The sequence below is a fragment of the Paenibacillus sp. FSL H8-0317 genome, assembly GCF_045040685.1.
GTDB lineage: Bacteria > Bacillota > Bacilli > Paenibacillales > Paenibacillaceae > Paenibacillus.
Genome location: NZ_CP150294.1, coordinates 5,412,943 through 5,438,765 on the forward strand (window position 1 = coordinate 5,412,943; position 25,823 = coordinate 5,438,765).

Genomic DNA, 25,823 nt, shown 5'->3' on the forward strand with positions numbered 1-25,823 from the left:
CCTTTCCCATATCTTATTAATTTATATTTACAACAATACCATAATTAAGCATAACGAACAGTATAAAAAGCCAAGAGAGCATGCCCCCTTGGCTTTTAATTTATCTATATATACCTCCCTATCCGGTGATCCTTATTCCCAGAAGAAACGACCTCCGAACACTTTTTCCGTCAACAGTTTATACGTTTCTTCAGGCAATTCTTTTTTCATCTTTGCCATAACGGCTTCTTTGCCTTGGTTATATTGTGTGGACATGCCAATCTCTGCCGTTGTATTGCTAGCATCCAGACGCATGATTGGGGCTTGAGCATCTTTCGTCCAAGGTGTCCATGCCGCCAGATCAGGTGATCCACCCGTACCTGGATTGCCTGTGTACAGGAACTGCTTCAGATATGCTGCCATCGCGGCGGATAACTGATCACGTCCTGGTTTGTTTGTATCGCTAAAGTACCCATCAGGGAAGTAGGCAGCAATTCCGTCTGCGTGTCCTGTATAGAAGTCCATATCCGCACCATGTGGTGCGCCCAGTAGTGTGAGCAAACGCTCAGAGATGACCCCAGGTTGTGTGCCCCATGCAAAACGATACGCATATACCGGTGGTTGACCTGCTTCATTTGTCAATTGCTCCGCTACACGCTCTGCATTAAAGCCTGCATAAGCTTCGCTACCATATTTCAACGCAGCAGCATATTGTTCCGCCTTGGTTTTATCGGTAAACAGAGTCTCATCCGTGATGGATGGAGAGAAGTTTGGATCACCGAAGGCAAATCCGGAGAACTCTGTTTCCAGGCTGCCGAGCAATACAGGAACTTTCTTATAATTGCCATTATTGATGGCGTCAAATCCTTCTTTTGGAATCACTGTGCCATCCCGGAACAGATGCGGGAATGGGTCCATACGGATTGCCGTTGCGCCAAACGCAGTGACCAACTTGTCCGCAGGCAGTGCACGCAGGTAACTCTCCAGCTGTGCCTGAGATTGCTTGCCAATCCATACTTTTGCTTCTTCTGCATTAGCCGCTTTCCCCTCTTGCACGAGTAGCTTCACAAGCACATCCTCGGATTTTTGCTCGCCTTCTTCCGGTGATCCTGTCGTCAATCCTCCGCTGAAAGCAACTGCTTTTTGATACAATCCTTTGCTAAGTGGAGAGATCAGAGTTGCCAGCACATCACGTGCACCAGCAGATTGTCCGGCTAATGTAACATTGCCTGTATCTCCGCCAAACCCTTCGATATTATCCTGCACCCACTCCAATGCACGGAATGCGTCAAGCAGACCATAGTTACCTGAGTCATCCAGGGCATTGCCTGTTTTCAGCGCTGCATTCTCGAAGAATCCAAGGGCTCCCAAACGGTAATTCACTGAGATGATAATGCTGTTGGTGCTCCGTGCAAGCTGTTCACCTTGAAAATCTTTACCTGATCCGGTCATATTCCCGCCGCCGTGCAGGAACACCATAACCGGAAGTTTCGAACTGGTTGTGTCGGGACGCCAGATATTAAGATACAACGAATCTTCGCTTCCCGCTGTAGTCTTGCCGGAGATCTGCAAGCTGTTCGCTGCAAATTCCTTAGCGGATCTCGTTCCTGTCCATGATTCCGGTTCTTGCGGGGCTTTCCAGCGCAGTTCCCCTACCGGAGGTGCCGCGTAAGGAACACCAAGCCAACCGAGTGTCCCATATTGCTCATAGGTTTTGCCATTAATCGCGCCATACTTGGTCTGTTGTACCGTTTGAGGTTGGAACGCTCCAGCTTCTTTATGTTTCAACCAGTTCTGTTCCAAGGTTCCACTGCCATTCTTGAGCTGTATCTGCAAAGCCTGTGCGGTTGCCTCTGCCATCAGGCGATTGGTAAGTTGACTCGCGCCCTTCCCTTGAAGTGCCTTGATTCCTTTCCCAGCCGCATAGGTGGAAGCCGCTCCCTGCTCATAATCCGTACCTGCTTCATATCCAAGCACCTTCAGCAGCATTTCGGCATAACCTTCCGCTGTAAGGGGTGCATTAGGTTCAAACTTCTCCGTTCCTGTTACAATCTCAGACACATACGGATGCTGCTTCAAGTAACCAACGACCGGTTGCAATACTTTGCCTGCCTGAGCCGCATCGTCGTACGTTTCCGATCCCTGATAAGCGAGTGCTTCTTTCTCCAATCCGGACAAACGCAAGTAAAGTACTGCGGCCTGAATGCGTGTAGCCTTTTGGTTCAGATAAGCTGCATTAACACCTTGACCGCTGCCGCGAATAAGCTCGGATTGGATCAGCTTGTCCATCGCTGCTGAAGAAGGAGGTCCTGTATTGCCTGCTGCATAAGCTGGTAGAGCGGATACACATAACCCCAGAATTGTTGCTACAGCAATCGAACGTTTAATGGTTTTCATGTCATAAATCTCCTCGCTGTCGAATAGTGTGTGATGGGATAATTTCATTGGAAATGTTCAGTTGAAATGCGTATCTAAGAATCAGTATTCCAATGTCTGGATGAGTCTATATCTCTATTTATGAAAAATTAAATCTGCTGCGCTCCTTTCTGCTCGAAATATCCGCTACGGCGCTTGCGGTCATGCCATCAGGCATTTTTTTATATAAAAAAACCTGAACCGAAGGCAAACAGACATCGCTTTAGCGTGGTCTACTGCCCTCAATTCAGGTTTTGCCTGCAATCAGTAACAACCCTGAGGAATGAGGTTCATTCCATATGAAAATGTAAACGCAATCAATCGTTTGATGAACAAAGAACCAACGAATGAACTGACACAGGTATTGCCCTAAACACGGTTACAATCCTGTTGTTATGGTGATGTTAGCACATAATGTAAGCGTTCGCAACATCTTATTTCTAATCGTCTTCACAGGACTTCTGACAGGGCAACATAAAAAACTGCTTTCTCATGCGTGTTTAAACTCAACTTACAACATGATGATCTAAAATACTGTCTCTTAAATCGTCTACTCCTCACTTTGTCCAGTTCACCTGAATTCTAGCATCCTTCACTAATCGTAAATTTTACACATAGTTAACCCATTTCGTACGTTAGTTTAGCAATTGTTGTATACACTTGGTTTGAGATACCAACTATACATATATTCTAGGAGGATGCATTCATGTTAAACCGGTTTAATGTCCGTGCAGCCAAAATGATGCTCGCGGTGACAACAATTGTTACGGCTACACTCGGAGGTAGCAGTGCAGCGTGGGCTGTGGAAGACACCACCTCAACGACATCTGCATCACCGATTAAAAATGTGATTATTCTGATTCCTGACGGTATGGCTAACGATGCTACCGCTCTGGCTCGTTGGTATAAGGGCTCATCCTTGACACTGGACTCCATGGCAAGCGGCATGGTTCGGACACACTCCGCCGATGCGCCGATTGCGGACTCAGCCCCTGCCGGAACCGCTTTTGCTACAGGTTATAAATCTCATACCGGATTTGTCGGTGTACTACCGGACAAGGCTACCATGCCTGGGCAAAAGGCTATTGCGCCTGGAGACGAAAGAAAACCTGTTGCTTCCGTGCTGGAAGCATCCAAACTGGCGGGTAAAGCAACTGGCATTATCGCTACATCCGAGATTATGCACGCCACACCAGCGGACTTTTCCTCTCACTATCCGGACCGTAAAAACTATGATGCACTCAGCAAACAACAAGTCTACAATGGCATGGATGTTGTGTTGGGCGGAGGTAGCAAATATCTTGAGCCGGCCGGACGTAAAGACGGCGAGAATCTGATTTCGTCCATTAAAGCACTGGGTTACGATTACGTCACTACACCAGCTGCAATGAAAACATCCGATTCGAACAAGCTGTGGGGTATGTTCGCACCAGCGGGCATGGCTTATAATATGGACCGTGATCCTGCAAAACAGCCAAGCCTTGCCGAGATGACATCCAAAGCCATTGAAGTTCTGTCCAAAGACAAAGACGGCTTTTTCCTGATGGTCGAAGGCAGTAAAGTGGACTGGGCAGCTCATGCCAATGATCCGATTGGTATTATCAGTGACGTGCTGGCTTTTGACGATGCCGTAAAAGTAGCCATGGATTTTGCCAAAGCCGATGGAGAGACGGCCGTTGTGGCTGTTACGGACCACGGTAATGGTGGACTCACCATTGGTAACAACGCAACTTCCGGCACTTATGACAAAGAGCCATTGTCCACATTTATCGGACCTTTGAAAAAGGCCAAGCTGACAGGCGAGGGCGTTGAAGCGAAGCTGAATGCCAAGCGCACAAACATCAAAGCAGTGATGAAACAGTACTATGGCATTACGGACCTGACTTCCGAGGAGATTGCCACCATTAAAGCGGCCGAGCCGGGCAGTCTTAACTATGCAATCGGTCCAATGATCAGCAAACGTGCAGGGATTGGCTGGACAACCGGTGGTCATACTGGTGGAGATGTTGTGCTGTACACGTATGCTCCGAACAATGACCGTCCATTCGGTGTGATTGATAACACGGATGTCGCCAAATATATGGCTCGTGTACTGGATCTGGATCTCGACAGCGTGAGCAAACAATTGTTTGTACCTGCCAAACAGGCATTTACAGCCAAAGGCGCGACGTACAAACTGTATCTGACGGACGCCAAAAATCCGAAGATCCTCGTAACAAAAGGTAACACCAAGCTGGAACTGCAAATCTACAAAAATATTGCACTGGTAAACGGCAAAAAGACAACTTTGGAAGGTGTCATTGTTTATAACGGTGTAGAGGCATTTGTACCCCAGACAGCCGTTGATCTGATTCAATAATTCGTTAGAACTACTGGGACTACAGGAGATTACAACATTTGGCTGCCGAATATTTCGGCAGCTATTTTATTGTTTTCTGATAAGCAGTAGGTTCCTGCTAGCGCCTATCGTATAATGAACGTAACAAAAATACATATGATCCAAGAAAAAGGAGAGATTCACCTATGTTAGTCAAATTAAACTGGATCACGCTGAGGGTCAGTAATTTGGAAGCTTCACTCGGGTTCTACCACGATATGCTCGGACTTCCAATTCAGCGCAGATTCGAAAGTCGTGGACGGCAAATTGCCATGCTGGGCATGGAGAATGAAGCCCAGCTGGAACTAATTGAGGGCAGTGAATCGATTCTTAAACCAGAGGCTGGCGTGTCGATCGGTTATGAGGTGAACTCGCTGGATGAAGCCATGGAACGACTGGCAGAACTGAATATTCCGATTGTGCGCGGCCCGATCCAGCCCAATCCGCATCTGCGGTTTATTTACATTACAGATCCAGATGGCTTCGAGGTGCAACTCGCAGAGCATGTCTAATTAAACGACTGCGCACAAGTGTGCGTATTCGATGACCAGTTGGTTGTGCATGTGTGCAGTCAAACCAGATGCAAGCTCACACCTGCATCGGGCAGCGTAAGCACGTTTTTGTGTCTGTCTACAGCTTCATTCGGCGCATGAGCGGCACACCTATACGATTCAACAACCGATCAAGCAGCAGCCAGCACCAGCGTCTGCCCCATGGAAGGTGGCGCTCATACACAGCCGAATACTCAAAATCCGCCACAGCACCACGATTGCGTTTGAACTGCGCAGCCCCGGCGCTCTCATGTAACAGATGGCCGTTCTCGCGAGCCTGTCCGATCAGGCATGCCGATAACATGCGGTATAGTCCGACGGACTGGGGCACCGCTGTATCGTAACCGAAGAGCGGTGTTGTCATGATTCCATTTCGGCAGAAATAACCCATGACCGCATCCAGTCGTCCTTCCTTCCGCAGTCCATACAGTCTGAGTGTTCCAGATGCCATCGCAGCAGCAATGAACCGTTCCGTAAACTGGGGATTGTGATAGGAGTATTTTTCAAGGTATAACAGCTTGTACAATTCCACAATTCGCGGAATATCTGCATCCGTCATATCTGATTCGGAAACGAATTCGTATCCATGCTTGCCCAATAATTCGTAATCCCGCTTCAACAGCCAGCGCGACTTGGAGTTGCCAAAGTTCGGATCATGCGCTTGATACAGGTAGATTTGTCGGCTCGGAATCAGTCTACACCCTGCTTCTGTTAACCTCGCCGTCAGATCGGGATGAAGTCCCGGACACAAGGAGCGAAATACAATGACATGCTCAGGGTATCGCTCTTGTACCGATGCAAGCAGACATTCCGCCTGTTCACCGGACATGGCTGGATACAGATTGGTGGACAACAACCAGTTGTTAACATGCACAACTTTGTTGATCTGCGATTGCTTCATTCCCCAACCTATTAGACCGAGCAGCACAGAAAGACCTTTTTCTAACACAGGCTTCTGCAACATGGTCAATTCCTGCTTGGCGTAACTCACATAATGCGTATATGGCGAACAAACGTAAGCATTATCATACTCTGTATCATTCACCGTCAGCGGAATAACGAGATCATCAATCCGGGCGAGCAACAATGTCGTTTCCACGTTGGACATAAAACTTTGGGTCCCGTCCAGCATCATAGGTTCTAGATAAGCTCTGGCATATCTGCCATCCTCTGTATCGGGCCAGTCCATGTCTTTGTACGAATGCTGATCATACAAACGTACGCTTGCAGCGCAATTATCATTCCTAACCTCATATGTACGGTCATCGTAGGCCGAGCTGTCTTTCATAAGCTTTTACTCCCCCATGAGGTAACATCTACTTTTAACTACCATTACATTTTTAGTTCTACACTCTTCATACTCTACACAACACACTGTATAGGAAAAAAATGTCGGCATCAAGCTGTTTTGCAGATAAAAAAAAGCCTGTCCAGTACGCTAAATACGCACCGACAGGCCCTCAACTATTAATATTAAAGTTTATTCCCAACGGAAGAAGCCTGATGATCCGAGACTAACTCATTCAGGTTCACAATCAGTTGCTCCAATTCTCCAAAGCTCTCTACCATCTTCTGTGTCAGGTTACGTTGTTCTTCCATGCTTGCCAGAATCTCTTCTGTCGCTGCACTGGATTGCTCCGTTACACTCGAAATCTCGGAAACTTCATTCACAACTCTGGTGGAAGATTCCTTCATGGTCGCCGAACTAGTCTCGATATCTGTCGCTTGATTCAACACATGCTGAGAGTTGCTGTTGATCGTACGGAATACTTCCTCTGCCGTATGGACGCTATCTCTTCCTTGTTGTAACGATTGACGAATGCGTTCGAATCGATCCGTCAGTGCCTGCGTCTGCCCTTTTAATCGAGACAGGATGGTTCCGATATCACTTGCGGACTGACCCGAGTTCTCTGCCAACTTGCGAACTTCCTCTGATACAACAGCAAACCCGCGTCCATGCTCACCCGCACGAGCGGCTTCAATGGCTGCATTGAGTGCAAGCAGGTTGGTCTGACTCGCAATATCCACTATGCTGTTCAACATAAGCGTCATGGATTCACTTTCCTCGTTGAACTTTCGCATGTCATTTGCAGTTGTATTGATCGTTTCATATAGATCTTGCATTTGGATGTTTAGCTGGTCCATCTGTGTACTTCCAGTTTGCGTGCTTGTTGCCATACTTGCGGACAACTCTTTCATCTGCTGGGAATACGAAGCAACGTCCTTGATATGCTGATCCGACACAGACAAGGATTCCGAAATCTCGGCCACACTGGTCGCCTGGAACTCAACACCTTTTGCAACCTCACTGAACCCAAGCGTCACCTCATTGGTAATGGAGCCAGTCGCATTCACTTTTTGCTTCAATTGATCCGTATAACGTGATAAACCTTCGACCGATTCCTTCACACGTTCCAGCATGGTTTCCACTCTTTGTTTAGAGTGCTCCACCTCATTCTGGCGTACTTCACTTTCATGGAAGAGCCTTTGATTCAATTGTGAGACCAGCATCAAGACGGCTCCTGTGAGAGCAAATAATCCCACATTGACGATATTACCCATTAGCTCAGCAGAGTCAACGGTATGCATAACAAATAACTGAAGAACACTGTTGACTAGTAATACCGAAAATCCAACCACAAAAAATTTCTTGTTAGGAAATAACAGTAGAACTGCGGTTATCACCAAACTTAACGCAAAATTGACCGTTCCCCAACCGACATAGACTCCACATATTGTTAGTAATACGGTAATCAGCCATGGAATGAGATGAATATGTTTCTTTTTCACATTAGCGTATGTAATCCAAACTACAAAGATCAGAGCTACTCCATTGGACACAAGTAACTTCGGCATCATAAAGGCCAGACCCATACCAATGGCAATAATAATCCACAAAATGATACCGATTAATTTGTTCCTTTTCCAAATAATTTCGTCCATACGATCCATGCATACCCCGTCCTTTTATGTAGGTTAAATGTGAACTGTAGGGCCTTTCTGTACTACATCTACTAGTCTTTGGTCCTGCTTATGCACAAATCGCAAATACGCAGCGCCTTAACATAGTACATATTAACTTCACAAGTATGAAATCAGCGCTACTTTATGTATATCGGTATTGTTAATTAAAAATTTATATGAACTGTAAAATGATATGCAAGCATATCATTTTACAAACAAAAAAGGTCTGTCTTATGCGTTATGGCGCACAAGACAGGCCTTTTGGTCGTGAATGGATGTGCAGCAGCTCTTACTTTCCGAATACAAGTGTCGTATTGGAAGAGCCTGCATACTTGGTGACGAACTCACGCGCGTAGCTGGCACTCTCTACCTGATAACTGTAATTGGAACTTGGTCTCCAGTTCGTTTTAGGAGAAGTCGGACTATTAAGCGCCGGTGTACTTCCCGTATCCGTAAACTCACCTTTTCCTTTGTCATCCAGGATGCCACCCTTTTCAGCACCAGCACCAAAGTAGTTGTTTTCGGAATAAATCCGTGCTTTTTCACCAATTGTGATGGCCTGATTAAAGTTGTTTGCATAGTTGTTTTTGAGATGGAAGTAACCATATCTTAAAAGTCCAGGACCACGCACATACAAATTTTCGAAGTAATTGTTGGACATCGTCACATGAGGCACACCATTGTAACTGCTGTTCCCATCATTCGGATGACCGAGGATGACGCCATACTTATGGTTCGCAAATTTGGAATTGCTAATCGTAATATAGTCCGCGCGATCGCCAATATACAGAAGTTTGTCCAGATCACTACCGCCAGAGCTGTAGCTATGACCAGCAAACGTCACATGATCAATCCAGTAATTGGAGCCTGAAGTGATATACATCTGGATATCGTCATTGGCATTAATATTGGAAGCGTGTTCAAAAGTCAGATTCTGAAAAATCACATTGCTTGAACTGCTCGTGGATCTGAAATGAATATTCGTTAATGTATGTTTGCCAAAGGAACCTACAAGTGTCTTGTTCGCTCCGAATTCAACCTTTTGCAGCGTAGAGGAAGAAATATTCTGTTCAACGACGACAATCTTGGCTGTAGAGCCCGCCATATGTGTTCTCAAGTCATTGAGATTACTAACGTAAACCACCTGACCGTTCTTGCCACCTGTCGTAGCTGACTTGGATACACCATTTTCATTCTTGGCACTGCCTGCAAAACCAGTCAACCCGTTCGTACCTGTGTTTGGATAACTGGCCGCACCATATGTAGACGGGGCTGTGGAGACAGTTAGCAACAATAGAGTTACAGCCAGTAAAAGCATCGAAAATTTCTTCAAAATTTCACCATCCTTTATAATATTATCCTCTATGACAACTCGATTATATCGTGTAACTTTGGCTGTGACAATACAATAATTGCAAAAAGACAACAATATTATCTTTTTCGCAACAGCAGATCAGATATCGTGAAAAACAAAACCAGGCCATTCTTTCATACAAAATAGAGCCGCTAATTAGCGGCTCTATTCACGAGTACTATGTGATACAACTCGGAACTGATCCGCCCTCGGGTCAGTTCCTAAAGCCTCTGACGAAAACCATTAACTTGGGGATAATAATATGTTACGACTTCTGATAGCTGCGGCGGAAGGTACCGGGTGTGATTCGTTCCAGCTTCTTGAAGATGGCTCCATAATAGCTGGTCGATTCGAAGCCGACTTGACGAGCAATATCCTCCATCCCGCGTTGCACATTATCGAGCAGCAGTTCCTTGCTCTTGTTGACTCTTACCTGATTAACATAACTGATGGGACGAATGCCTGTCGTCTTCTTAAACAAATGACAGAAATATTCTGGTGTGACACAGATCAATCCAGCCAGCATTGGCAAAGTAATCTCTTCAGCATAATGCTGTTCAATATAGTCCAGAACCGGTTTTAATCGCTCATACTGCTGCCCGACCGTATCACTTCCCTCGACAGATACGCGTTGAATAATCTCTGTCAATAAGGTGTAGAGAATGGCGGAGCAAGCGTAATTGCTTAATGTCTGCTCTTGTGGTGTTAAGGCAGCTTGCAGCAGCTCCCGCATTCGGGATAGAAGGTATTCAGGCTGTGCAAGCGTGTATACGCATGTGTCAACAATGCCAACGGTTTCAAACAAGCTTGCTGTCCCGTTGCCATCGAAAATGATCCAGTCGACTTCCCAACTGCCGGATAGCGCATAGTATTCGTGCTTCTGTCCAGGGAATAACAGCATGCCCATACCTGGCTTGACAATATGTTCCGTTTCACTGAGCTTGAGCTTACCCACACCGCTGCGGCATTGTATCCACTGATAATCCTCAATGCCTTGGTCTCGGCGTATATGCTCCTGTTCATAATGCAGGCCGATGCCAAGTAAATAAAAAGGGAGCAGCTTGTCTCGGGAAGATAACACCGGAAAATTACGATTGGGATGAGGCATACGGCTAACTCTCCTAATCTTAATATTGTTATATCATATTAATTATTTAAGATATTCACTCGAATTAATATAACATATAATCGCAATATATTGATAAATAAAGGAGATCACAGGATGAAAATTAAGATCGGAATTGATTATTATCCAGAGCAATGGACCCCGGAGTTATGGGAGAAAGATGCCATACTTATGCAACAGACAGGGGTTGCAGTTGTGCGAATGGCGGAGTTCGCCTGGAGCCGAATGGAACCGACTGAGGGTAATTATCAGTTTGAATGGCTGGATGCGGCCATAGAAGTATTCGCTTCGCGTGGTATGGAAATTGTGTTATGCACTCCCACCAATACCCCGCCAAACTGGATGACAACCCGTTATCCGGATGTGCTACCCATGGATGAACAACGCCACATTATTCGGCCAGGTGTGCGTGGACATCGCTGCAACAACAGCCCTTCCTTGAGAATGCTGGGTTCCAAATTTGTGGAAGCGATATCACAGCGTTATGGTAAGCATCCAGCCGTCATTGGCTGGCAAATCGATAACGAGATGCACTACCAGGAGTGCCATTGTGATACATGTAATCGTGCATTTGTCGCTTGGCTGCAAAAGCGTTATTCCAATCTGGAGGAGTTGAACCGGGAGTGGGGTACGGTCGTCTGGAGTGGTGAGTACAGCAGCTGGGCTGAGGTAACAACACCGCTCGGTGCCAGCAAACCGATGAATCCTTCCTATCTTCTGGAATACAAGCGGTTTTGTTCCGACAGCGTAGGTTATCTGCTGGGATGGCAGCTTGAGATTTTACGCCGTAACTGTCCAGGCCAATTCGTGACGCATAACATGTGGCAATATCCGAATAGCCTGGACTATTATGATATGCACAACGAATTGGACTTCGTCTCTGTTGATTATTATCCAAATGAGCTGTATCGCGATTATGGCGATCGGTTTCCGAGGAACGGAGCGCTTACGCTGGACTTGGTTCGCGGCATCAAACGCCGGAATTTCTGGGTAATGGAACAACTCAGCGGAGCACAGGGCGCCTGGATGCCGATTCAGCGCACCCCCTATCCTGGCCTGATCCGTGCTCGCTCCTGGCAGACAATCGCCCGCGGTGCAGATATGGTCGTCCATTTCCGCTGGCGGAGTGCAACCGTCGGAGCCGAACAATTCTGGCATGGGCTGATCGACCACAGCAATGTTCCTGGACGCAGGTTCAGGGAGTTTGCCGAGCTTACTCGCGAGGTGAACCAGGTAGGAGAGTTGCTTGCCGACTCGACCATTGTTACCCAGGTTGCGATTCTGCATTCGCATGATCAGCATACAGCGCTTTCCCTTCAGCCGCAGGCGGAAGGAGGAATACACTATATAGACAACTTGTCCTCCATGCATAATGCATTTCTGAAAATGGGCGTAGGTACAGACGTTATCAATTGGACCGAGGAGCTCGACGGGTACAAGCTGGTCGTTGTCCCTTCCCTCTTCCTGTTAAGTGAAGAAGTAGCACAACGACTGGAGCGATTCGCAGCCAAGGGTGGAACGGTTGTCCTCACCAATCGGACTGGTGTGAAGAACATGAGAAATGTGTGTGAGATGCTTCCTCTGCCTGGGCTACTGGCCCAAGCGGCGGGTGTTGTCGTAAGTGAATATGATGCAATCGGCAACAGTGAGCATCGGATACGGAACGCGGAAGGCAAGACATTCGCTGCGAAGCAATGGTGTGATCTACTGGAACTGCGAGGGGCAGAGCCGATCGCCTGGTATGATAACGACTTTTACGAAGGTATACCAGCGGTTACTGTCAATAAGTTTGGTGAAGGTGAAGTGTATTATGTCGGCACTTGGCCGGAGCCATCGTATTTCTATCAGTTGTTTGAAGGCATTTTGAAGAAAAAGGAATTGGCGCCCAAATTCCAGCTGCCGGAAGGTGTCGAGCTGTCGATTCGAACAAAGGGGGAGCAAAAATTTCTCTTCCTGATCAATTTGACGAATGAGCAACGAGAGATTACGCTGGACGTTCCGTATCAGAGCTTGTTGACCAGCGAGAGGTTGGATCAAAATTTGACTCTTCCAGCTCTGGGAGTAGATATTTTAACTGTATAAGATCCGCCGTTTTCATATTTAAGAAGGGATGTCTCACAAGGCTTACGACCTTGAGGGACATCCCTTCTCTTATTTCACTAACGTCCACCTAATCTGAATAAGAGTATTGCCAGTTAGTTTTCTTATTTGATTTTGATTTTCAGTTCATCTTGCTTGGCTTCTTGTAAATCATCATAGACCTTATCTGGTTTGCCACGAATTATTAATATCATTGACTCCGGATTGTCCAGCAGATTGCTGCTGAAAGAATACATCATTCCGTCTTCCGTTCCGCTCCCGCCTACCATGGATAACTTGGTCTGCTTCCCATTCCTGGAGATCGAAATGATCTCGATAGGCCAAACGATCTCGTTGAGCGACAACTTCGTTTTGTAATCCATCTCTTGATCAGGTGCATGGACAAATTTGACCCGAGTTACTAGCGGAGACATCTCCACCTCCGACAATAAGACCTCATAGCCTCCAAGAGTAAAAGTCCGATTAACGTTAATGACTTCCGTTTTGGGGATAGAAAACTTAGGATCCAGCGCAAAAGAAAGATTCATTTTTTTGGAATATTTATATTTCCGTTCCTTTTCCCCGTTTTCTGAATATTCCACCACATCTGGAACAACGGAAGAAAGCTGGAACTGAAGATTCACTTGCTCAGGCAGCGGTTTATTTCGATTACGCTCAATTGTATTCCGGCCATAAATGGTATGCTTATCCTTCGAAAAATGTATACCTCCTATATTTCCGTTATCAAGGACATAACCTGTTCTTGCATCCGTCATCTTGGTATTGACTATCGAATAAATCTCTTGCGAAGCATCCGTCTTGGCGGTATACAATACGGTTATCCTGTTCTCATCTGCCATAACCGCATTCACGGTAAACTGATATATGCCCGATGTAACCGTCCGATCCACAAGTTGCACATAACCATGATTGAGCGTTGAAGTAATCGTAGCACGGTCCATATCCGAAGTTAGCAGGCCACGAAAGGGCTCTAGCACTCCCCAATGGGTTACAGGCTCAGTATATGTTGCCTGCTCTTGACCATAACTCCCAAGCGGACCTAAGAGAAACCAACCCGCGGCCAGGGCCGTGACCAGCACTGCCGTAATCCATTTGATATGAACGGTCCTACCTGATCGTCTTGTTCTGCCCTTCGCGAGACCACGTTGAATTGCCGCAGTCGTGTCCGCCGGATTCCAGTGCTGTTTCTCTCTTTTCACCTGATATGCGTCTGCAAGAAGTGCTTTCTCCTCAGGGTTAGTGGTCATGCCAATCCCTCCTGTTCTTCATCAACTTGCGCAACTGCTGGAGCCCCTTGTGCTGCCAGGTCTTGATCGTACCTTCCGGTTTGCCGAGGATCGAGGCAATATCCGTCAGCGTCATGTCGTTATAATATTTCAGCAATAATACATGGCGGTATTTTGGTTTCACCTTTTGCAAAAGAGATTCCATAGCTATTCGATTATCATCAACGCTAATCATCCAAGACGCCGGAATGCTGTCCTCCATATCCTCCTTCGCCAGAGGTGTCGCCCGCTTGCGGCGTCTCTGTTCATCGATGCAGACATAGATCAGAATCCGAATGATCCACGACTTGAACGCCTTCTCATTGTTCAGCGTACGACGTTTGATCCAAGCACGGCATGTCATCTCCTGCACAGCTTCCAGCGCATCTTGCCGGTTACGCAGGTAGCTATAGGCAATGGAAATGAGCGTATCTTGATGTTCCATAATGGATTGCACAAATTCCGTCTCGTCTTCGGTCTGTACATAGATCCTCTGGTTCATCTCTGCTTTTGTTTCCACCCCGCATCCCTCCTTCTCTCTCTTTCTGTGGTATAAGACGGGTGAGTGAAGCAAACGGTTTTTAATATTTGTTCATTATAAAAAGCCCCGCCATCATCATGAGGGAGCTTGATTACCTAGCAAATCGGCCGCCGATATACTGAATTACACACAAGCATGAACAATCCAAGATCAACTAACTTATAGGTTCCCGGTGACTTCGATCCCGTCAGCCAATTGCAGATGATTTCTCACCCAAGTGGTGAACTGATTCAAAAACATCCGTAATTCTGGCTCTGCAACCACCTGTTGATCCAGCTCTGATAAAATCCCCACCCACACTTCCTTCGTAATCGGATTCTCCCAGCAGGGATCAAGAGCCTTCATCTCTTCTCCAGTTCGCGGGTCAGTTAAGGGAAATGCGCGATCCAATGCAGGACGAATATAGTCAAAGTCTTCATTATATATGAACAGCATGTCTTCCATCTCTACTTCAACCGCTTCTTCTATGTATAAAGGGGATAAAACAAAACCCACATTCCGCTGTGGACCTTGATACTGATATATGAGCGCAGGAATTGTTCTCTTTGATTTTTTAGCCATATATGTTCCTCCTGTTTCAGGCAAATCTTCTACCGATCAGAGTTCAAACCAGATTAAACCACCATCAACCTGCCTGGTTTCTCGCTCCATCTGATGCATCCAGCTCCGCGCCTCTTCACCCCAGATATGAAACAAACAGTAGATATACGAATCCCCATCCACAATCTCTTCAAACCCGGAAGCCTCTTCTATCCACACTTCAAGTGCTCTAGGCCAGGAAGGATCTTCACGTTTCAATACAAAGCCGTTGGCTTGGTGTTCCAAACTATACACTTCGGTAAATTTTAATGAACTTGCCAAACGCTCCACGACTTCAGGTAAAATCGCAGGCTCCGTTGTTCTAATCCCATATTCCCAGCCCATATGTACAACCTCCTTCAGACTTCGTTCGCTCCAGATTGTTGCTTTTGTTCATGCATTTGATGGATCGAACGATTCAACCACAACTCGTACCAGTCCAGAAAATGTAATCGATTCGTATTGCCCCAATACTGATCAGGATAGATTCCATTGCGGTTAGCCCGGTCATCAACCCAGATCTCTCCGTAGGAGGCTCCCTTAACAATCAGATTCATGGAGATACCACAGCCAAAATCACTGATACGCAGCATGCCTGCCGACCATTTTGGATCAAAATATTCATGTTCCAGCGCTTCCCATTCCTCTTCTTCCTTGCTGTCATCGAACCAGTCATAGTTCCAGTTCCATGCTTCCGTGAATTGGAAAGGGTCCGAGACCGCGTTCAGCTCATCGTTATAACCCAGAACAGCGTATACGCCGTCATCCGGGTTTTCCAGACCATAATAAGGTCCTGTACCACCCGTTCCCATATGAAGAAGCCATACCTTATAGTCCTCCGGCAACTCAATTCGCCATTTCTGTTCAAATTGCGTAATATCCTCCGGGGTCCATACAGGTGCCATTTCATATTCATGGTTTTCTGCGCCAAACAGCTCCAGATCCGGGTCCAGACTTCGGAGAGTGATCAACTTTTCACGCATACGTTCCAGTTGTACATTGTACATGGCTTACTTCCCTCCTTTGCTACTCTATTACGTTTGTTCCACGGCGTACCCGCGTTGCTGCAACTCACCTAGTGTGGCTGCCACATCTCGCTCAGGACACAACTGCTTAATCAGTCTGGCGGTCACCGGTTTTCCTTCATATACTTCAGCTACGGCTTCCAACGGCAGATCCGGCAAGTCATAGTATCCTTTAGCCCAATCAGCGTAATCTTCCGGGTTCTTCTCCAAATATCCCAGCAAAAATTCTGCGCCACCTCTGGCGTCCGCTTTGTCTTCCTCGGCCATCGCCAGCTGAATCCAGTTACCAAACTTCCATGGCAAGTCATTACCTTCCTGCCATAGGCAAAAGGTCACATCCTCCATATCCAACGTTTCCTCATGAACTCGCAGTACAGCCATCAAGGCCTCTGGCACTTCATCGTACATGCCCGGATAGATTTCTCCGTCCTCACGAGCATGTGGGCTCAAGGGTGACTCATGATCGAATCCTTTGATCAACGTGCCTGAGTTCGTAAACAAGACATGCAGATGATCACCTGCGCCGTTATTGATGTTTCCCCATGCCAGACCTGGCTGAAGTTTATCATCATAATGATGAACGCGTAACCATTCTTCCTCCGAAAAAATGATATCCAAAGCAGCGAGTATTCTCATCCGTTTACGTAGGGCATCTGCATTCATCATCGTTGTCTCGTTCCAATCCTGCATATGAATCCCTCCTGTTCGTATATGTACACTATATCCGGATTAATTCATCCAGCGTGTTATTTCCCTGAATACTTGGTGTCATGACAATGGTGATCCGACTGGCTTCTCTGGAGACGATACACGCATAATTTCCGGGCTTTAACTGAAACAGAACCCCTTCACACGTCTCATCCGGCTCCAATTCACCGCCAGTGACATCATCCGCCGCTCCCAGATAGACGTGCCCAGACGGAACTTGCAGATGATACACCTTTTCCCGTTCCGCTGCGTGATCTGGATCTGAATCCTCCTCTACATCCTCCAGGCTCCATTCCACCTTATACACTCCATCCGCACCCAGATTCAAGAACAGACAATGCCCTGCATTCACCTCAGCCAGCTCATCCACTGGAATGGACCACCAGTCCGAAGTGTCCTCAAGTCGATGTTTTAACGCTGCCAGATCATACAGGCACAATGTTGCCGTATCTGTAACCATTTGAAATGTTCCTCTCATATTCACCCGTCCCTTCTGCCAGATCCAGGTCTGACCTCAGAAATATATTCCATCATTATATCAAGCCTGATACACGTGTAAAAGGAACCCATGGACCATCTCTGCTTGCGCAACTCTTCATTTCTTGCTCCAAATGGTCGATATAAGCATAACTGACTTTTTTTGAACCTGATGGAGGAAGCCAAGCCATGTCAATTAACAATAGAAAAGAACCCTTTCGATACACATTGAAGGAACCGATCCACTTTGAGATCTATATTCTCAGCATCAACGGGGTTAACGCACCAGCCAAGCCCATTCAGGCTGAACTCTGTGACATCAGTCGTTCCGGCTGTCAGCTGTCATTTCCGCTATCCCTTCCTGTAGAGAATAACGATATTCGGATTGGAATGAATATGCTGCTTTTTGAAGACCCTCTATATATGGAAGGCACTCTCCGCTGGGGTCAAGAAAAAAATACCTCATGGCACTATGGGGTTCAACTCGAAATGCAGGATGGGAACCAGGACCGTCTCTCTAGAGAGATGCGAATGCTTGCAGGACAAGGCAAAATTATTGTGAAATAGTTAGATGCCATATAGCCTGATAACAAAAAAACAAAAAAACAGCCCAATCAAATTGGACTGTCGCAAGATGAAACTCTTTATGCCGCTTTACTAACTGTCGCTGGTTGTTCCATTTTGGACCAGTTCACAGTTTTTTCAAGAACCAGTGAAACCAATACCCCAATGACGAGACCATTACTTATGATCGGAATGAGGTACATGGGCAAAGTTTGAAAGGCCTCAGCAGGAATATTCATGACCGCAACTCCCGTGAGGACCGGCAGCGCTACACGATAGATCGTTTTAGAATTAAACGTTGTACCTTCAAGCGTTCTTAGTGCCGTGCCGAACATCTGAAGATAAGCCACGAACAAAACAGCACTGCCAACGCTTGGTGGTATTTGTGCAAAAAATGCTGTCACTGAAGGTGTAAGCCCCATCATACATAACATCCCCGCTCCAATAATCAAGGCAGCACGACGCAGAATGCGAGTACTCTCCAGAAACCCGATCGATGATGCAAATAAACCAAAGGGCAGCACACCTACACAGGCTGACAACATCGTGAACAGACCCGTTAGCGCATAGGAATGCCTATACTGACGACTTGTTGTTTCTGTCCGGTATAGTTTCTCAACTGTGCTTAATGTGGTGATCGAATTCGTCATGTTCACCAGTCCCACGAAAAATGCAGTAATGACAATACCCGGTTCCCATCTGGGTGCTCCCCACGGAAACAGTTCGAGACCAGCCGGGGCCTGATTAGGCTGTCCGCCATGTTGTCCAGGAAACAATAGACTATAAGCGATCCAGCCTGCCACAATCCCAATCAGGATCGCGTAGTTCCCCAGTTTCCCCCTGCCCTTTAATTGAATCCATGCCACCAAAAATGCAATGACAACGGACAATGCGGCAACAGGCAGATCGAAGCGACCAAACTCCGTATATCCAATCATACCTTTGAAAAAATTCATGGTTAATTGAATCGTCATTAGAAACAACATGGCACTCTTCACCATAGGTGTGAACAGCTTTTGCAGCACTTGCGCTGCTCCCAGCCAACCCAGAATCACCATCGTTAGTCCCGCTAATAGAAAACCTGCAGCCAACCCACCGCCAATACGCTCCAGACTCATACCGGCCGATGAAGCAGATACCGTCAAACTTAGCGTCAATCCCCACCATAACCCTGACGGACCATCCATAATCGCATATCGATGACCGAATACAGCTTGAAGAATACACACTGCTCCGGTAAGGATAAATGCGTGCTGCATGGAGGCAGCGATGGCATCCGGAGACAGATGAAAATTATGTCCAATGGATAGCGGAACAACAACTGTATTGGTAAACAGGAAGAAAAACCACTGTATACCTGCCAAAATCAGTGAAGATACGTCCTTCATATTCTTTTGTGAAAAATGCTCTTGATGTCTGTTCATTCGTTTGGAATATCCTTTCACTGTTCTGTATCATAAATGTATAAGTCTCTTCAGACTTGGGTTAATAGTCGTTCCATCACGGCATACCGATGTCGGCTCGCATGTGCAAGCGGTGTAATCCCGTCCCGATCCGCAATCTTTGGATCTGCACCATATTGCAAAAGCAAGGCAACAATCTGTTGGTGACGCGGCCCACCATCTCCCAAAATGACCGCTTCCAGCAAGGCTGTCCACCCCAGGTTGTTGATATGGTTCACATCCACATCACTGCGTGTAAGCAGAAGCTCCACAATGTCCACATGGCCCCGATCCGCTGCCGGGATAAGAGCTGTGCCGCCAAAACGATTCGTTAACTTCATATCTGCACCTGCTGTAATCGCCAATTCGACCATGTTATACATACCCTCAGCACTCGCGTATAACAGCAGGTTGTCCAATCGTGCATCCTGAAGGTTAATGTCGGCTCCGGCGTCCACTAGCATCCTTGCCGTGTCTATCTTGTTACCGTGCACCGCAGCCATCAGAGGTGTCCGCCCCAATGCATCCCGTTCGTTCAACCGGTTACCCTGTTGTGTGATAAATCGAATGACCTCATCGGTATGGCCCGCTTGAGCAGCATCATGTATTGTTTTAACCACGTTGTTTTATCCTCCAATTCAAGGTCTTTCTCATGCAGTAATATTGATATAGAAACCAAACCCTGTTAGTCAGGTATGCAAATCTAATGTATGGTAACATAAGATCGTAGTATATTAAAAATACATGTTTTGTTGGCTTTCCATACGAATTACATATACATTGCAAGCGAAGGAGAACAACCACTTGGATATCAAACAATGTCGCTATTTCATTGCCATTGCTGAGGAGAAACAGATTACAGCAGCAGCCCGAAGACTTCACATGGCTCAGCCACCCTTAAGCCAGCAGCTTAAGTTAATGGAGGAAGAGCTTGGTGTAATGTTGTTTGAACGCAAAGGACGTATGATGGAGCTAACGCAGGCGGGTCGCAGCTTCTATGATTATGCGGTTACCTTGACCAAATATATGGAGGAAGCTGTAATGGAGATGCAAAGTTTCCGTCATGGCATCCGGGGCAAACTTGCGATCGGCATCAATACCATATCGGATCGCCTGATCCCGCAAGCACTGCAACAGTTTCGCACCACCCACCCACAGGTTACCTATAAAATTCAACAAAATGAATCTGCGCAATTATGCCGATTGCTGGAAGATGGCAAAGTTGAACTTGCCTGTGTACGCATGCCTGTCCAGACTGAACGTTATGAGGTGCTGCATCTGCCACAGGAGCCCCTTTTCTATATTTCTTCGACACCACTTGATAGTCCGACAGAGATGGGACCAGGAGTGGAGATGGGGACTTATTTTGAACAGCTTACAGGTATCCCTCTACTGCTTCCAAGTACAGAGGGACTCGGCATGTTCGAGTTGATTCTGGACAAGTTCCGGGAGCATCAGGTTACCCCCTCCATCATGGGTGAGTGCTCAGACATTAATATGTTGCTCGAGCTGGTCCGACTCGGCTTCGCCAGTTCCATCGTGCCTCATACGGTACTGCAGCTATACCAAGAGCACCCTTTCCACGTATATTGCATTCAGGATCAGCATTCCACGGTTGGCTCGGCGCTGGTCTGGCTACAAAACCGCTATCTGTCCAAGCCTGCACAACATTTTGTGCAATTGGTGCAGGATATGCTTCCCGTGTAAAAGCTATAAGCAAAAAAAACAGCAGCTTTACCGGATTACACTCCGGTGAAGCTGCTGTTTCATTTTTTATGGTTAAGCTTTAGCTGTAAACAACAAGTCTTTTTCTTTGATCGTAGTGCGACCAGCAGATTCAATGGACTCATACTGATGCATATTTGTAATAATAACAGGTGTAATCGTCGTGTAACCGGCTTTTTCGATCTCTTCCCGGTCAAACTCCATCAATACATCACCTACGGTAACCTTCGCACCTGCTTGAACTTTAGGAGAGAAGAATTGACCTTTCAGCTTCACGGTATCAATCCCGATATGAATCAACATCTCTGCGCCTGTATCACTTACCAGACCAATGGCATGTCCACTCTTCGATAACGAGAATACTGTACCGTTGATCGGAGATACAACACGTCCCTCAGATGGTTGAATCGCGAATCCTTTACCCATAATCTCTTCAGAGAATGCAGGGTCTGGAACTTCGCTCAGCGGTTTAACTTCACCTGTGATCGGGCTGAATACTTGCTCATCTTGTGCTTTTGCTTCTTCAGTTACAACAGAAGTCGTTACTGCTGATTTTGCAGGCTCAGCTGCTGGTGCTGCTGGCTCAGTTGCATTTTCTTCTTGGAAGCCCAGGATATACGTAATGATTGCTGCAGCTACGATGGCAATCAAACCACCAACCAGAGCATAAATCAAAGTGCTAATTGCTGGACTGACAAATGCCGCAATACTCGGCAGACCTGCAAGTCCTGTAATAACATAAGATTTAACATTGAAGATTCCCATAAATGCACCAGCAATAGCACCCCCGCTGAGAGCTGCGATAAATGGTTTTTTGAACTTCATGTTGATACCATACATCGCTGGTTCCGTGATCCCCATAATAGCCGTAAGACCTGTGGAATAGGCAAGGGATTTGGTTTTGCTATTTCTCGATCTGAGTCCCACCCCAAATGCTGCGCCACCTTGTGCAAGGTTAGCTGCAAACATCAGTGGAATAATAAAGTCGTAACCCAGTGTTGTCATTGAACCTACAACGATTGGCAACAACGCATAGTGCATACCCGTAATGATCAGCAGTGACATCGTACCACCAATCAGGATACTTGCGAAGATGGACATGTTATCGAACAACCATGAAATACCACCAGACAAACCATTACCAAGAACAGTACCGAGTGGTCCTACAGTCATCAACGTCAGAGGAACCATAATTAAAAGGGTAACTGTTGGAACAATGAGTAACTTAAGTGAAGCATGTATAACACGATCAACGGCTTTCTCTACATATGAAGCAATCCAAACTGCCAGAACAATCGGAATAACTGTAGAAGAATACGTTGCCGCTATGACTGTAATCCCCATAAAGGATGAGTTGTGACCATCTGCCAGTAATGCTGTAATGGTCGGGTGCATAATGCCCGCAGCAAGCGCCGCAGCAATATACATATTACTACCCAGCTTACGTGCAGCACTGATCGCCAGAATGATTGGCAGGAAGTAGAATGCACCGTCGCCGATTGCTGACAAAATGATGTAGGTTGAGCTGGTATCGGACAACCATCCAAGTGCGACCAGGATCGCCACGATCCCTTTGATCATACCTGCACCCGTAATCGCAGGCAGGATTGGTGTAAACATACCTGAGATGAAATCGAACAGCGCACTTATTGGATTTCTCTTTTTCTTTTCCCCAGTTGAAGCACTTGATGTTGCATTATCTGCGTTTGGAGATTTGGACATGTTGCCAACAAGTGCGTTATACACGATAGGTACATCGTTACCAATGATGACCTGGAACTGTCCACCGTTCTCCATAACACCCATAACGCCTGGTGTATTTTTTAGCGTCGCTTTGTCCGCTTTTTTGTTGTCATTGAGGTTGAATCTGAGTCTTGTCATACAGTGTGTGACTTGATCGATATTCTCTTCGCCACCAACAAGCTTCAAAATATCCTTGGACAATTGTTGTTTATCCATTGTGTTTTGCTCCTTTTATGTGTAATGAAGGTTAAAAAAAAACCTAAACACTGAATAATGACAAAGCAGAAAAGCTTATCATTATTCAACGTTTAGGTTTTGCCTTTTTAGCAGTAACAATCCCAACTTTATTCAATTGTTTGTTCATTTCTGACAACTCGTTCAATATGAATGGTCAGATACAGTATTTCTTCCTTGGACAACACCCGATTATAGATCTTACGCGTATAGTCACTGATCCTTACTGCACATGCATGTGCTTCCGGATACTGCTTGCTCACCAAGTCATGAAGGGGATTATCTTCTTCTTTATCTTCAATCGCCGTTCCTTGCAACACACGTTGGGCAAAGAACTTCAGATGAGTTAAAAATCGATAATAACTCAATGAATCTTCATCAAGTTCAATCACAAAACTACGTCTTACAATGTTAAGTATGTCCTTAACAATGTTTGTAATACTGATCGTTTCCCTCATCTCACCGTTCATCTGGGCATTAACCAGATGCATTGCAATGAATGCGCATTCGTCTTCGGGCAACAGGACACCTAACGTTTCCTCAATAATCTGTAGCGCCTTGAGTCCAATGGCATATTCCTTCCGGTACATGCGCTTGATCTCCCAGAACAATGCGTTACGGATCTGCAATCCTTGACGATGTCGATCAATGGCAAAATGAATATGATCCGTCAGTGAAATGTAGATGCTTTCATGCAACTTCTCACCTAACACCGTCTCGGCATAACGGATAATCTCATCCGAGCACTCGACATATTCAACCGGGATATCAGACAGAAGTGTTTTGAGTTTCTGTGATACTTCCTTACTTTCAAGCGAGAATATTTTTTCGACGAGACTCTCGTCAATCGATTCACCAGTATGCTTTTTGAAGGCAATTCCACGTCCCATAACGACCAGTTCGTTTCCTCCCGGATCAATTACGGTAACTACGTTGTTGTTCAGCACCTTCTCAATTTTCATTTCTTCACATCACCTTGCACCGTCAAAGTAGTAAAAGGCAAAACCAAAGCAGGTCACGAGATATGCCCTGCTTCTGGTTTTGCCTGATTGAACAGTAACAATCCAGTATTCATTAGCCTTAGGCCCATCTTACCATATAATTATCCATATGACAATGTTTTTGTGAAAGCGGTTAATGTGCATTAATGTGACATAAGAAGGTGCGTGTACAACCATGCTTTAAGAACTAATATTTACACGTTGTTGTTCTTAAGACTTGCGCCATTCGTACCAATAACTTCTTTGTACCAGTGGAATGATTTTTTCTTGTAACGATCCAGTGTTCCTGAACCATCATTGTTGCGATCTACATAGATGAAACCATAACGTTTCTTCATCTCTGCTGTTGAAGCACTTACCAGGTCAATACAGCCCCATGACGTATAACCCATCACTTCTACGCCATCCTCAAGAGCTTCGCCCACCTGTACCAGATGGTCATTCAAGTATTGAATACGGTAATCATCGTTCACCGTTTTATTGCCATTTTCGTCCGTGATCAGCTCATCGACTGCACCCAGACCATTTTCGACAATAAACAATGGTTTTTGATAACGGTCCCAGTATTTGTTCAGCGTTACGCGTAGTCCTTGCGGATCAATCTGCCAGCCCCACTCACTCGCTTTGAGATAAGGGTTTTGCACACCTGCGAACAGGTTTCCTTTTCCTTCAACCCGTTTCTCCGGATCACCTGTCTCACAGATACTTACATAATAACTGAACGAGATAAAGTCTACAGTATGCTTCAGAATTTCAGCATCGCCATCTTCAAACTTGATATTGATATTATTCGCTTTGAAATAACGATTAATGTATTTCGGATAGTAACCACGTGCATGGATATCAGCAAAGATATCATTGCGCTGTTCCGCATGCATCGCTGCAACCACATCATCCGGGTTCGGAGTTAACGGATACGTAGGCATGCTCAGTACCATACAGCCGATTTTCGCTTCAGGCATAATTTCATGACCCAGTTTCACAGCCAAGGCACTGGCTACCAGTTCATGATGGATCGCTTGGTACAGATCCTGTTTGGACAGTTCTGCTTTTGGCGTGTAGATCCCACCACTCATGAATGGTTCCTCCAGGATGGAGTTGATTTCATTAAACGTCAGCCAGTATTTAACTTTGCCTTTGAAACGGTTGAACAGCACTGTTACATAACGCTCGTAGAAATCGATCATTTTACGGTTAACCCAGCCATCATACGTTTTGGACAAATGCAGCGGTGTCTCATAGTGAGAGATCGTTACGAGTGGTTCAATCCCGTATTTGTGACACTCATCGAACAGGTCATCATAGAATTGCAGACCTTTCTCATTTGGCTCCAATTCATCACCTTTAGGGAAGATACGGGACCAAGCGATAGATGTACGGAACACTTTGAAGCCCATTTCAGCAAACAGTTTAACATCCTCTTTGTAACGGTTGTAAAAATCAATCCCGATCAGTTTCAGGTTATCCTCTGTAGGACCTTCCGTTCTAGGGGTTGTAATCCCGTGAGGCATGACATCTTGAACAGAAAGACCTTTGCCATCTGTATTATAAGCTCCTTCAAGTTGGTTGGCTGCTACAGCGCCGCCCCATAGGAAATCCTTCGGAAATGGTGTAGTCATATCAATCATTCCTCTCATTATTTATCATTATAAA

The 25,823-nt window shown here is 46.0% G+C and carries 22 protein-coding genes; 5 read left to right on the forward strand and 17 right to left on the reverse strand.

The features are described from left to right. Positions 1-132 precede the first annotated feature (132 nt). Complete coding sequence (locus tag MHB43_RS24235) at positions 133-2,376, reverse strand: carboxylesterase/lipase family protein (protein WP_405130615.1); 2,244 nt, start codon at positions 2,374-2,376, stop codon at positions 133-135. A gap of 724 nt (positions 2,377-3,100) precedes the next feature. Between MHB43_RS24235 and MHB43_RS24240 the strand changes: the two genes are divergently transcribed. Together MHB43_RS24240 and MHB43_RS24245 are read left to right on the forward strand one after the other, a co-directional pair. Further along, positions 3,101-4,753 carry an alkaline phosphatase gene (locus tag MHB43_RS24240; RefSeq protein WP_405130616.1) on the forward strand — a complete coding sequence of 551 codons (1,653 nt, stop codon included), beginning with the start codon at positions 3,101-3,103 and terminating at the stop codon, positions 4,751-4,753. 164 nt (positions 4,754-4,917) lie between these two features. Next, complete coding sequence (locus MHB43_RS24245) at positions 4,918-5,283, forward strand: VOC family protein (protein WP_405130617.1); 366 nt, start codon at positions 4,918-4,920, stop codon at positions 5,281-5,283. A 118-nt stretch (positions 5,284-5,401) separates the two neighbouring features. Here the strand turns inward: MHB43_RS24245 and MHB43_RS24250 are convergent, their stop codons facing one another. The 4 genes from MHB43_RS24250 to MHB43_RS24265 form a co-directional block, all read right to left on the reverse strand. Further along, positions 5,402-6,610: a GNAT family N-acetyltransferase gene (locus tag MHB43_RS24250; RefSeq protein WP_405130618.1), complete on the reverse strand. Its 1,209-nt coding sequence runs from the start codon at positions 6,608-6,610 to the stop codon at positions 5,402-5,404. Positions 6,611-6,795: 185 nt separating this feature from the next. Beyond that, on the reverse strand, positions 6,796-8,274 hold the full coding sequence (locus MHB43_RS24255) for a methyl-accepting chemotaxis protein (protein WP_405130619.1): 1,479 nt from the start codon (positions 8,272-8,274) through the stop codon (positions 6,796-6,798). A gap of 301 nt (positions 8,275-8,575) precedes the next feature. Further along, positions 8,576-9,619, reverse strand: a complete 1,044-nt coding sequence (locus tag MHB43_RS24260) for a polysaccharide lyase family 1 protein (RefSeq protein WP_036617386.1) — start codon at positions 9,617-9,619, stop codon at positions 8,576-8,578. 286 nt (positions 9,620-9,905) lie between these two features. After that, positions 9,906-10,748 (reverse strand): AraC family transcriptional regulator, encoded by an 843-nt coding sequence (locus tag MHB43_RS24265; protein ID WP_405130620.1) that lies wholly within the window; start codon positions 10,746-10,748, stop codon positions 9,906-9,908. 114 nt (positions 10,749-10,862) lie between these two features. Between MHB43_RS24265 and MHB43_RS24270 the strand changes: the two genes are divergently transcribed. After that, entirely contained in the window at positions 10,863-12,848 is a 1,986-nt protein-coding gene (locus MHB43_RS24270; protein ID WP_405130621.1) for a beta-galactosidase, read from the forward strand. Positions 12,849-12,970: 122 nt separating this feature from the next. Here MHB43_RS24270 and MHB43_RS24275 read toward each other — a convergent pair whose 3' ends face one another. The 7 genes from MHB43_RS24275 to MHB43_RS24305 form a co-directional block, all read right to left on the reverse strand. After that, positions 12,971-14,113 carry a DUF4179 domain-containing protein gene (locus tag MHB43_RS24275; RefSeq protein ID WP_405130622.1) on the reverse strand — a complete coding sequence of 381 codons (1,143 nt, stop codon included), beginning with the start codon at positions 14,111-14,113 and terminating at the stop codon, positions 12,971-12,973. Continuing rightward, positions 14,103-14,651, reverse strand: coding sequence for a sigma-70 family RNA polymerase sigma factor (locus MHB43_RS24280; RefSeq protein WP_405130623.1), 549 nt, complete (start codon positions 14,649-14,651; stop codon positions 14,103-14,105). The genes MHB43_RS24275 and MHB43_RS24280 overlap by 11 nt, the downstream gene beginning before the upstream one ends. Before the next feature lie 180 nt (positions 14,652-14,831). Continuing rightward, positions 14,832-15,233, reverse strand: a complete 402-nt coding sequence (locus tag MHB43_RS24285) for a hypothetical protein (protein ID WP_405130624.1) — start codon at positions 15,231-15,233, stop codon at positions 14,832-14,834. Between the two features lie 36 nt (positions 15,234-15,269). Continuing rightward, positions 15,270-15,596, reverse strand: a complete 327-nt coding sequence (locus MHB43_RS24290) for a hypothetical protein (protein ID WP_405130625.1) — start codon at positions 15,594-15,596, stop codon at positions 15,270-15,272. A gap of 14 nt (positions 15,597-15,610) precedes the next feature. After that, positions 15,611-16,258 carry an SMI1/KNR4 family protein gene (locus MHB43_RS24295; protein ID WP_405130626.1) on the reverse strand — a complete coding sequence of 216 codons (648 nt, stop codon included), beginning with the start codon at positions 16,256-16,258 and terminating at the stop codon, positions 15,611-15,613. Between the two features lie 27 nt (positions 16,259-16,285). Further along, positions 16,286-16,966 carry a hypothetical protein gene (locus MHB43_RS24300; RefSeq protein ID WP_405130627.1) on the reverse strand — a complete coding sequence of 227 codons (681 nt, stop codon included), beginning with the start codon at positions 16,964-16,966 and terminating at the stop codon, positions 16,286-16,288. Positions 16,967-16,994: 28 nt separating this feature from the next. Then, on the reverse strand, positions 16,995-17,462 hold the full coding sequence (locus MHB43_RS24305) for a DUF6386 family protein (RefSeq protein WP_405130628.1): 468 nt from the start codon (positions 17,460-17,462) through the stop codon (positions 16,995-16,997). A gap of 188 nt (positions 17,463-17,650) precedes the next feature. On the opposite strand from MHB43_RS24305, the gene MHB43_RS24310 reads away from it, so the two are divergent. Further along, complete coding sequence (locus MHB43_RS24310; RefSeq protein WP_036617371.1) at positions 17,651-18,028, forward strand: PilZ domain-containing protein; 378 nt, start codon at positions 17,651-17,653, stop codon at positions 18,026-18,028. A 77-nt stretch (positions 18,029-18,105) separates the two neighbouring features. On the opposite strand, the gene MHB43_RS24315 is transcribed toward MHB43_RS24310, so the two are convergent. Both MHB43_RS24315 and MHB43_RS24320 read right to left on the reverse strand, forming a co-directional pair. Continuing rightward, on the reverse strand, positions 18,106-19,449 hold the full coding sequence (locus MHB43_RS24315; protein ID WP_405130629.1) for a uracil/xanthine transporter: 1,344 nt from the start codon (positions 19,447-19,449) through the stop codon (positions 18,106-18,108). A 50-nt stretch (positions 19,450-19,499) separates the two neighbouring features. After that, a complete protein-coding gene (locus tag MHB43_RS24320; RefSeq protein WP_405130630.1) occupies positions 19,500-20,087 on the reverse strand; it encodes an ankyrin repeat domain-containing protein in 588 nt (195 codons plus the stop codon). Between the two features lie 184 nt (positions 20,088-20,271). On the opposite strand from MHB43_RS24320, the gene MHB43_RS24325 reads away from it, so the two are divergent. After that, positions 20,272-21,174 carry a LysR family transcriptional regulator gene (locus MHB43_RS24325; RefSeq protein ID WP_221824498.1) on the forward strand — a complete coding sequence of 301 codons (903 nt, stop codon included), beginning with the start codon at positions 20,272-20,274 and terminating at the stop codon, positions 21,172-21,174. Positions 21,175-21,246: 72 nt separating this feature from the next. Here MHB43_RS24325 and MHB43_RS24330 read toward each other — a convergent pair whose 3' ends face one another. From MHB43_RS24330 to MHB43_RS24340, 3 genes are all read right to left on the reverse strand, one after another. Further along, the gene (locus tag MHB43_RS24330) at positions 21,247-23,151 is read right to left on the reverse strand and encodes a beta-glucoside-specific PTS transporter subunit IIABC (protein ID WP_405130631.1); all 1,905 of its coding nucleotides are present in this window, start codon (positions 23,149-23,151) and stop codon (positions 21,247-21,249) included. A 128-nt stretch (positions 23,152-23,279) separates the two neighbouring features. Further along, positions 23,280-24,131 carry a BglG family transcription antiterminator LicT gene (gene licT / locus MHB43_RS24335; protein WP_036668684.1) on the reverse strand — a complete coding sequence of 284 codons (852 nt, stop codon included), beginning with the start codon at positions 24,129-24,131 and terminating at the stop codon, positions 23,280-23,282. A 233-nt stretch (positions 24,132-24,364) separates the two neighbouring features. Further along, positions 24,365-25,789 carry a glycoside hydrolase family 1 protein gene (locus MHB43_RS24340; RefSeq protein WP_405130632.1) on the reverse strand — a complete coding sequence of 475 codons (1,425 nt, stop codon included), beginning with the start codon at positions 25,787-25,789 and terminating at the stop codon, positions 24,365-24,367. Positions 25,790-25,823: the final 34 nt, after the last annotated feature.

Coding starts and splice junctions, on each gene's coding strand:
- MHB43_RS24235 (WP_405130615.1), bottom strand. CDS start 2,376: ATGAAAACCATTAAACGTTCGATTGCTGTAGCAACAATTCTGGGGTTA.
- MHB43_RS24240 (WP_405130616.1), top strand. CDS start 3,101: ATGTTAAACCGGTTTAATGTCCGTGCAGCCAAAATGATGCTCGCGGTG.
- MHB43_RS24245 (WP_405130617.1), top strand. CDS start 4,918: ATGTTAGTCAAATTAAACTGGATCACGCTGAGGGTCAGTAATTTGGAA.
- MHB43_RS24250 (WP_405130618.1), bottom strand. CDS start 6,610: ATGAAAGACAGCTCGGCCTACGATGACCGTACATATGAGGTTAGGAAT.
- MHB43_RS24255 (WP_405130619.1), bottom strand. CDS start 8,274: ATGGATCGTATGGACGAAATTATTTGGAAAAGGAACAAATTAATCGGT.
- MHB43_RS24265 (WP_405130620.1), bottom strand. CDS start 10,748: ATGCCTCATCCCAATCGTAATTTTCCGGTGTTATCTTCCCGAGACAAG.
- MHB43_RS24270 (WP_405130621.1), top strand. CDS start 10,863: ATGAAAATTAAGATCGGAATTGATTATTATCCAGAGCAATGGACCCCG.
- MHB43_RS24275 (WP_405130622.1), bottom strand. CDS start 14,113: ATGACCACTAACCCTGAGGAGAAAGCACTTCTTGCAGACGCATATCAG.
- MHB43_RS24285 (WP_405130624.1), bottom strand. CDS start 15,233: ATGGCTAAAAAATCAAAGAGAACAATTCCTGCGCTCATATATCAGTAT.
- MHB43_RS24290 (WP_405130625.1), bottom strand. CDS start 15,596: ATGGGCTGGGAATATGGGATTAGAACAACGGAGCCTGCGATTTTACCT.
- MHB43_RS24295 (WP_405130626.1), bottom strand. CDS start 16,258: ATGTACAATGTACAACTGGAACGTATGCGTGAAAAGTTGATCACTCTC.
- MHB43_RS24300 (WP_405130627.1), bottom strand. CDS start 16,966: ATGCAGGATTGGAACGAGACAACGATGATGAATGCAGATGCCCTACGT.
- MHB43_RS24305 (WP_405130628.1), bottom strand. CDS start 17,462: ATGAGAGGAACATTTCAAATGGTTACAGATACGGCAACATTGTGCCTG.
- MHB43_RS24310 (WP_036617371.1), top strand. CDS start 17,651: ATGTCAATTAACAATAGAAAAGAACCCTTTCGATACACATTGAAGGAA.
- MHB43_RS24315 (WP_405130629.1), bottom strand. CDS start 19,449: ATGAACAGACATCAAGAGCATTTTTCACAAAAGAATATGAAGGACGTA.
- MHB43_RS24330 (WP_405130631.1), bottom strand. CDS start 23,151: ATGGATAAACAACAATTGTCCAAGGATATTTTGAAGCTTGTTGGTGGC.
- licT (WP_036668684.1), bottom strand. CDS start 24,131: ATGAAAATTGAGAAGGTGCTGAACAACAACGTAGTTACCGTAATTGAT.
- MHB43_RS24340 (WP_405130632.1), bottom strand. CDS start 25,789: ATGACTACACCATTTCCGAAGGATTTCCTATGGGGCGGCGCTGTAGCA.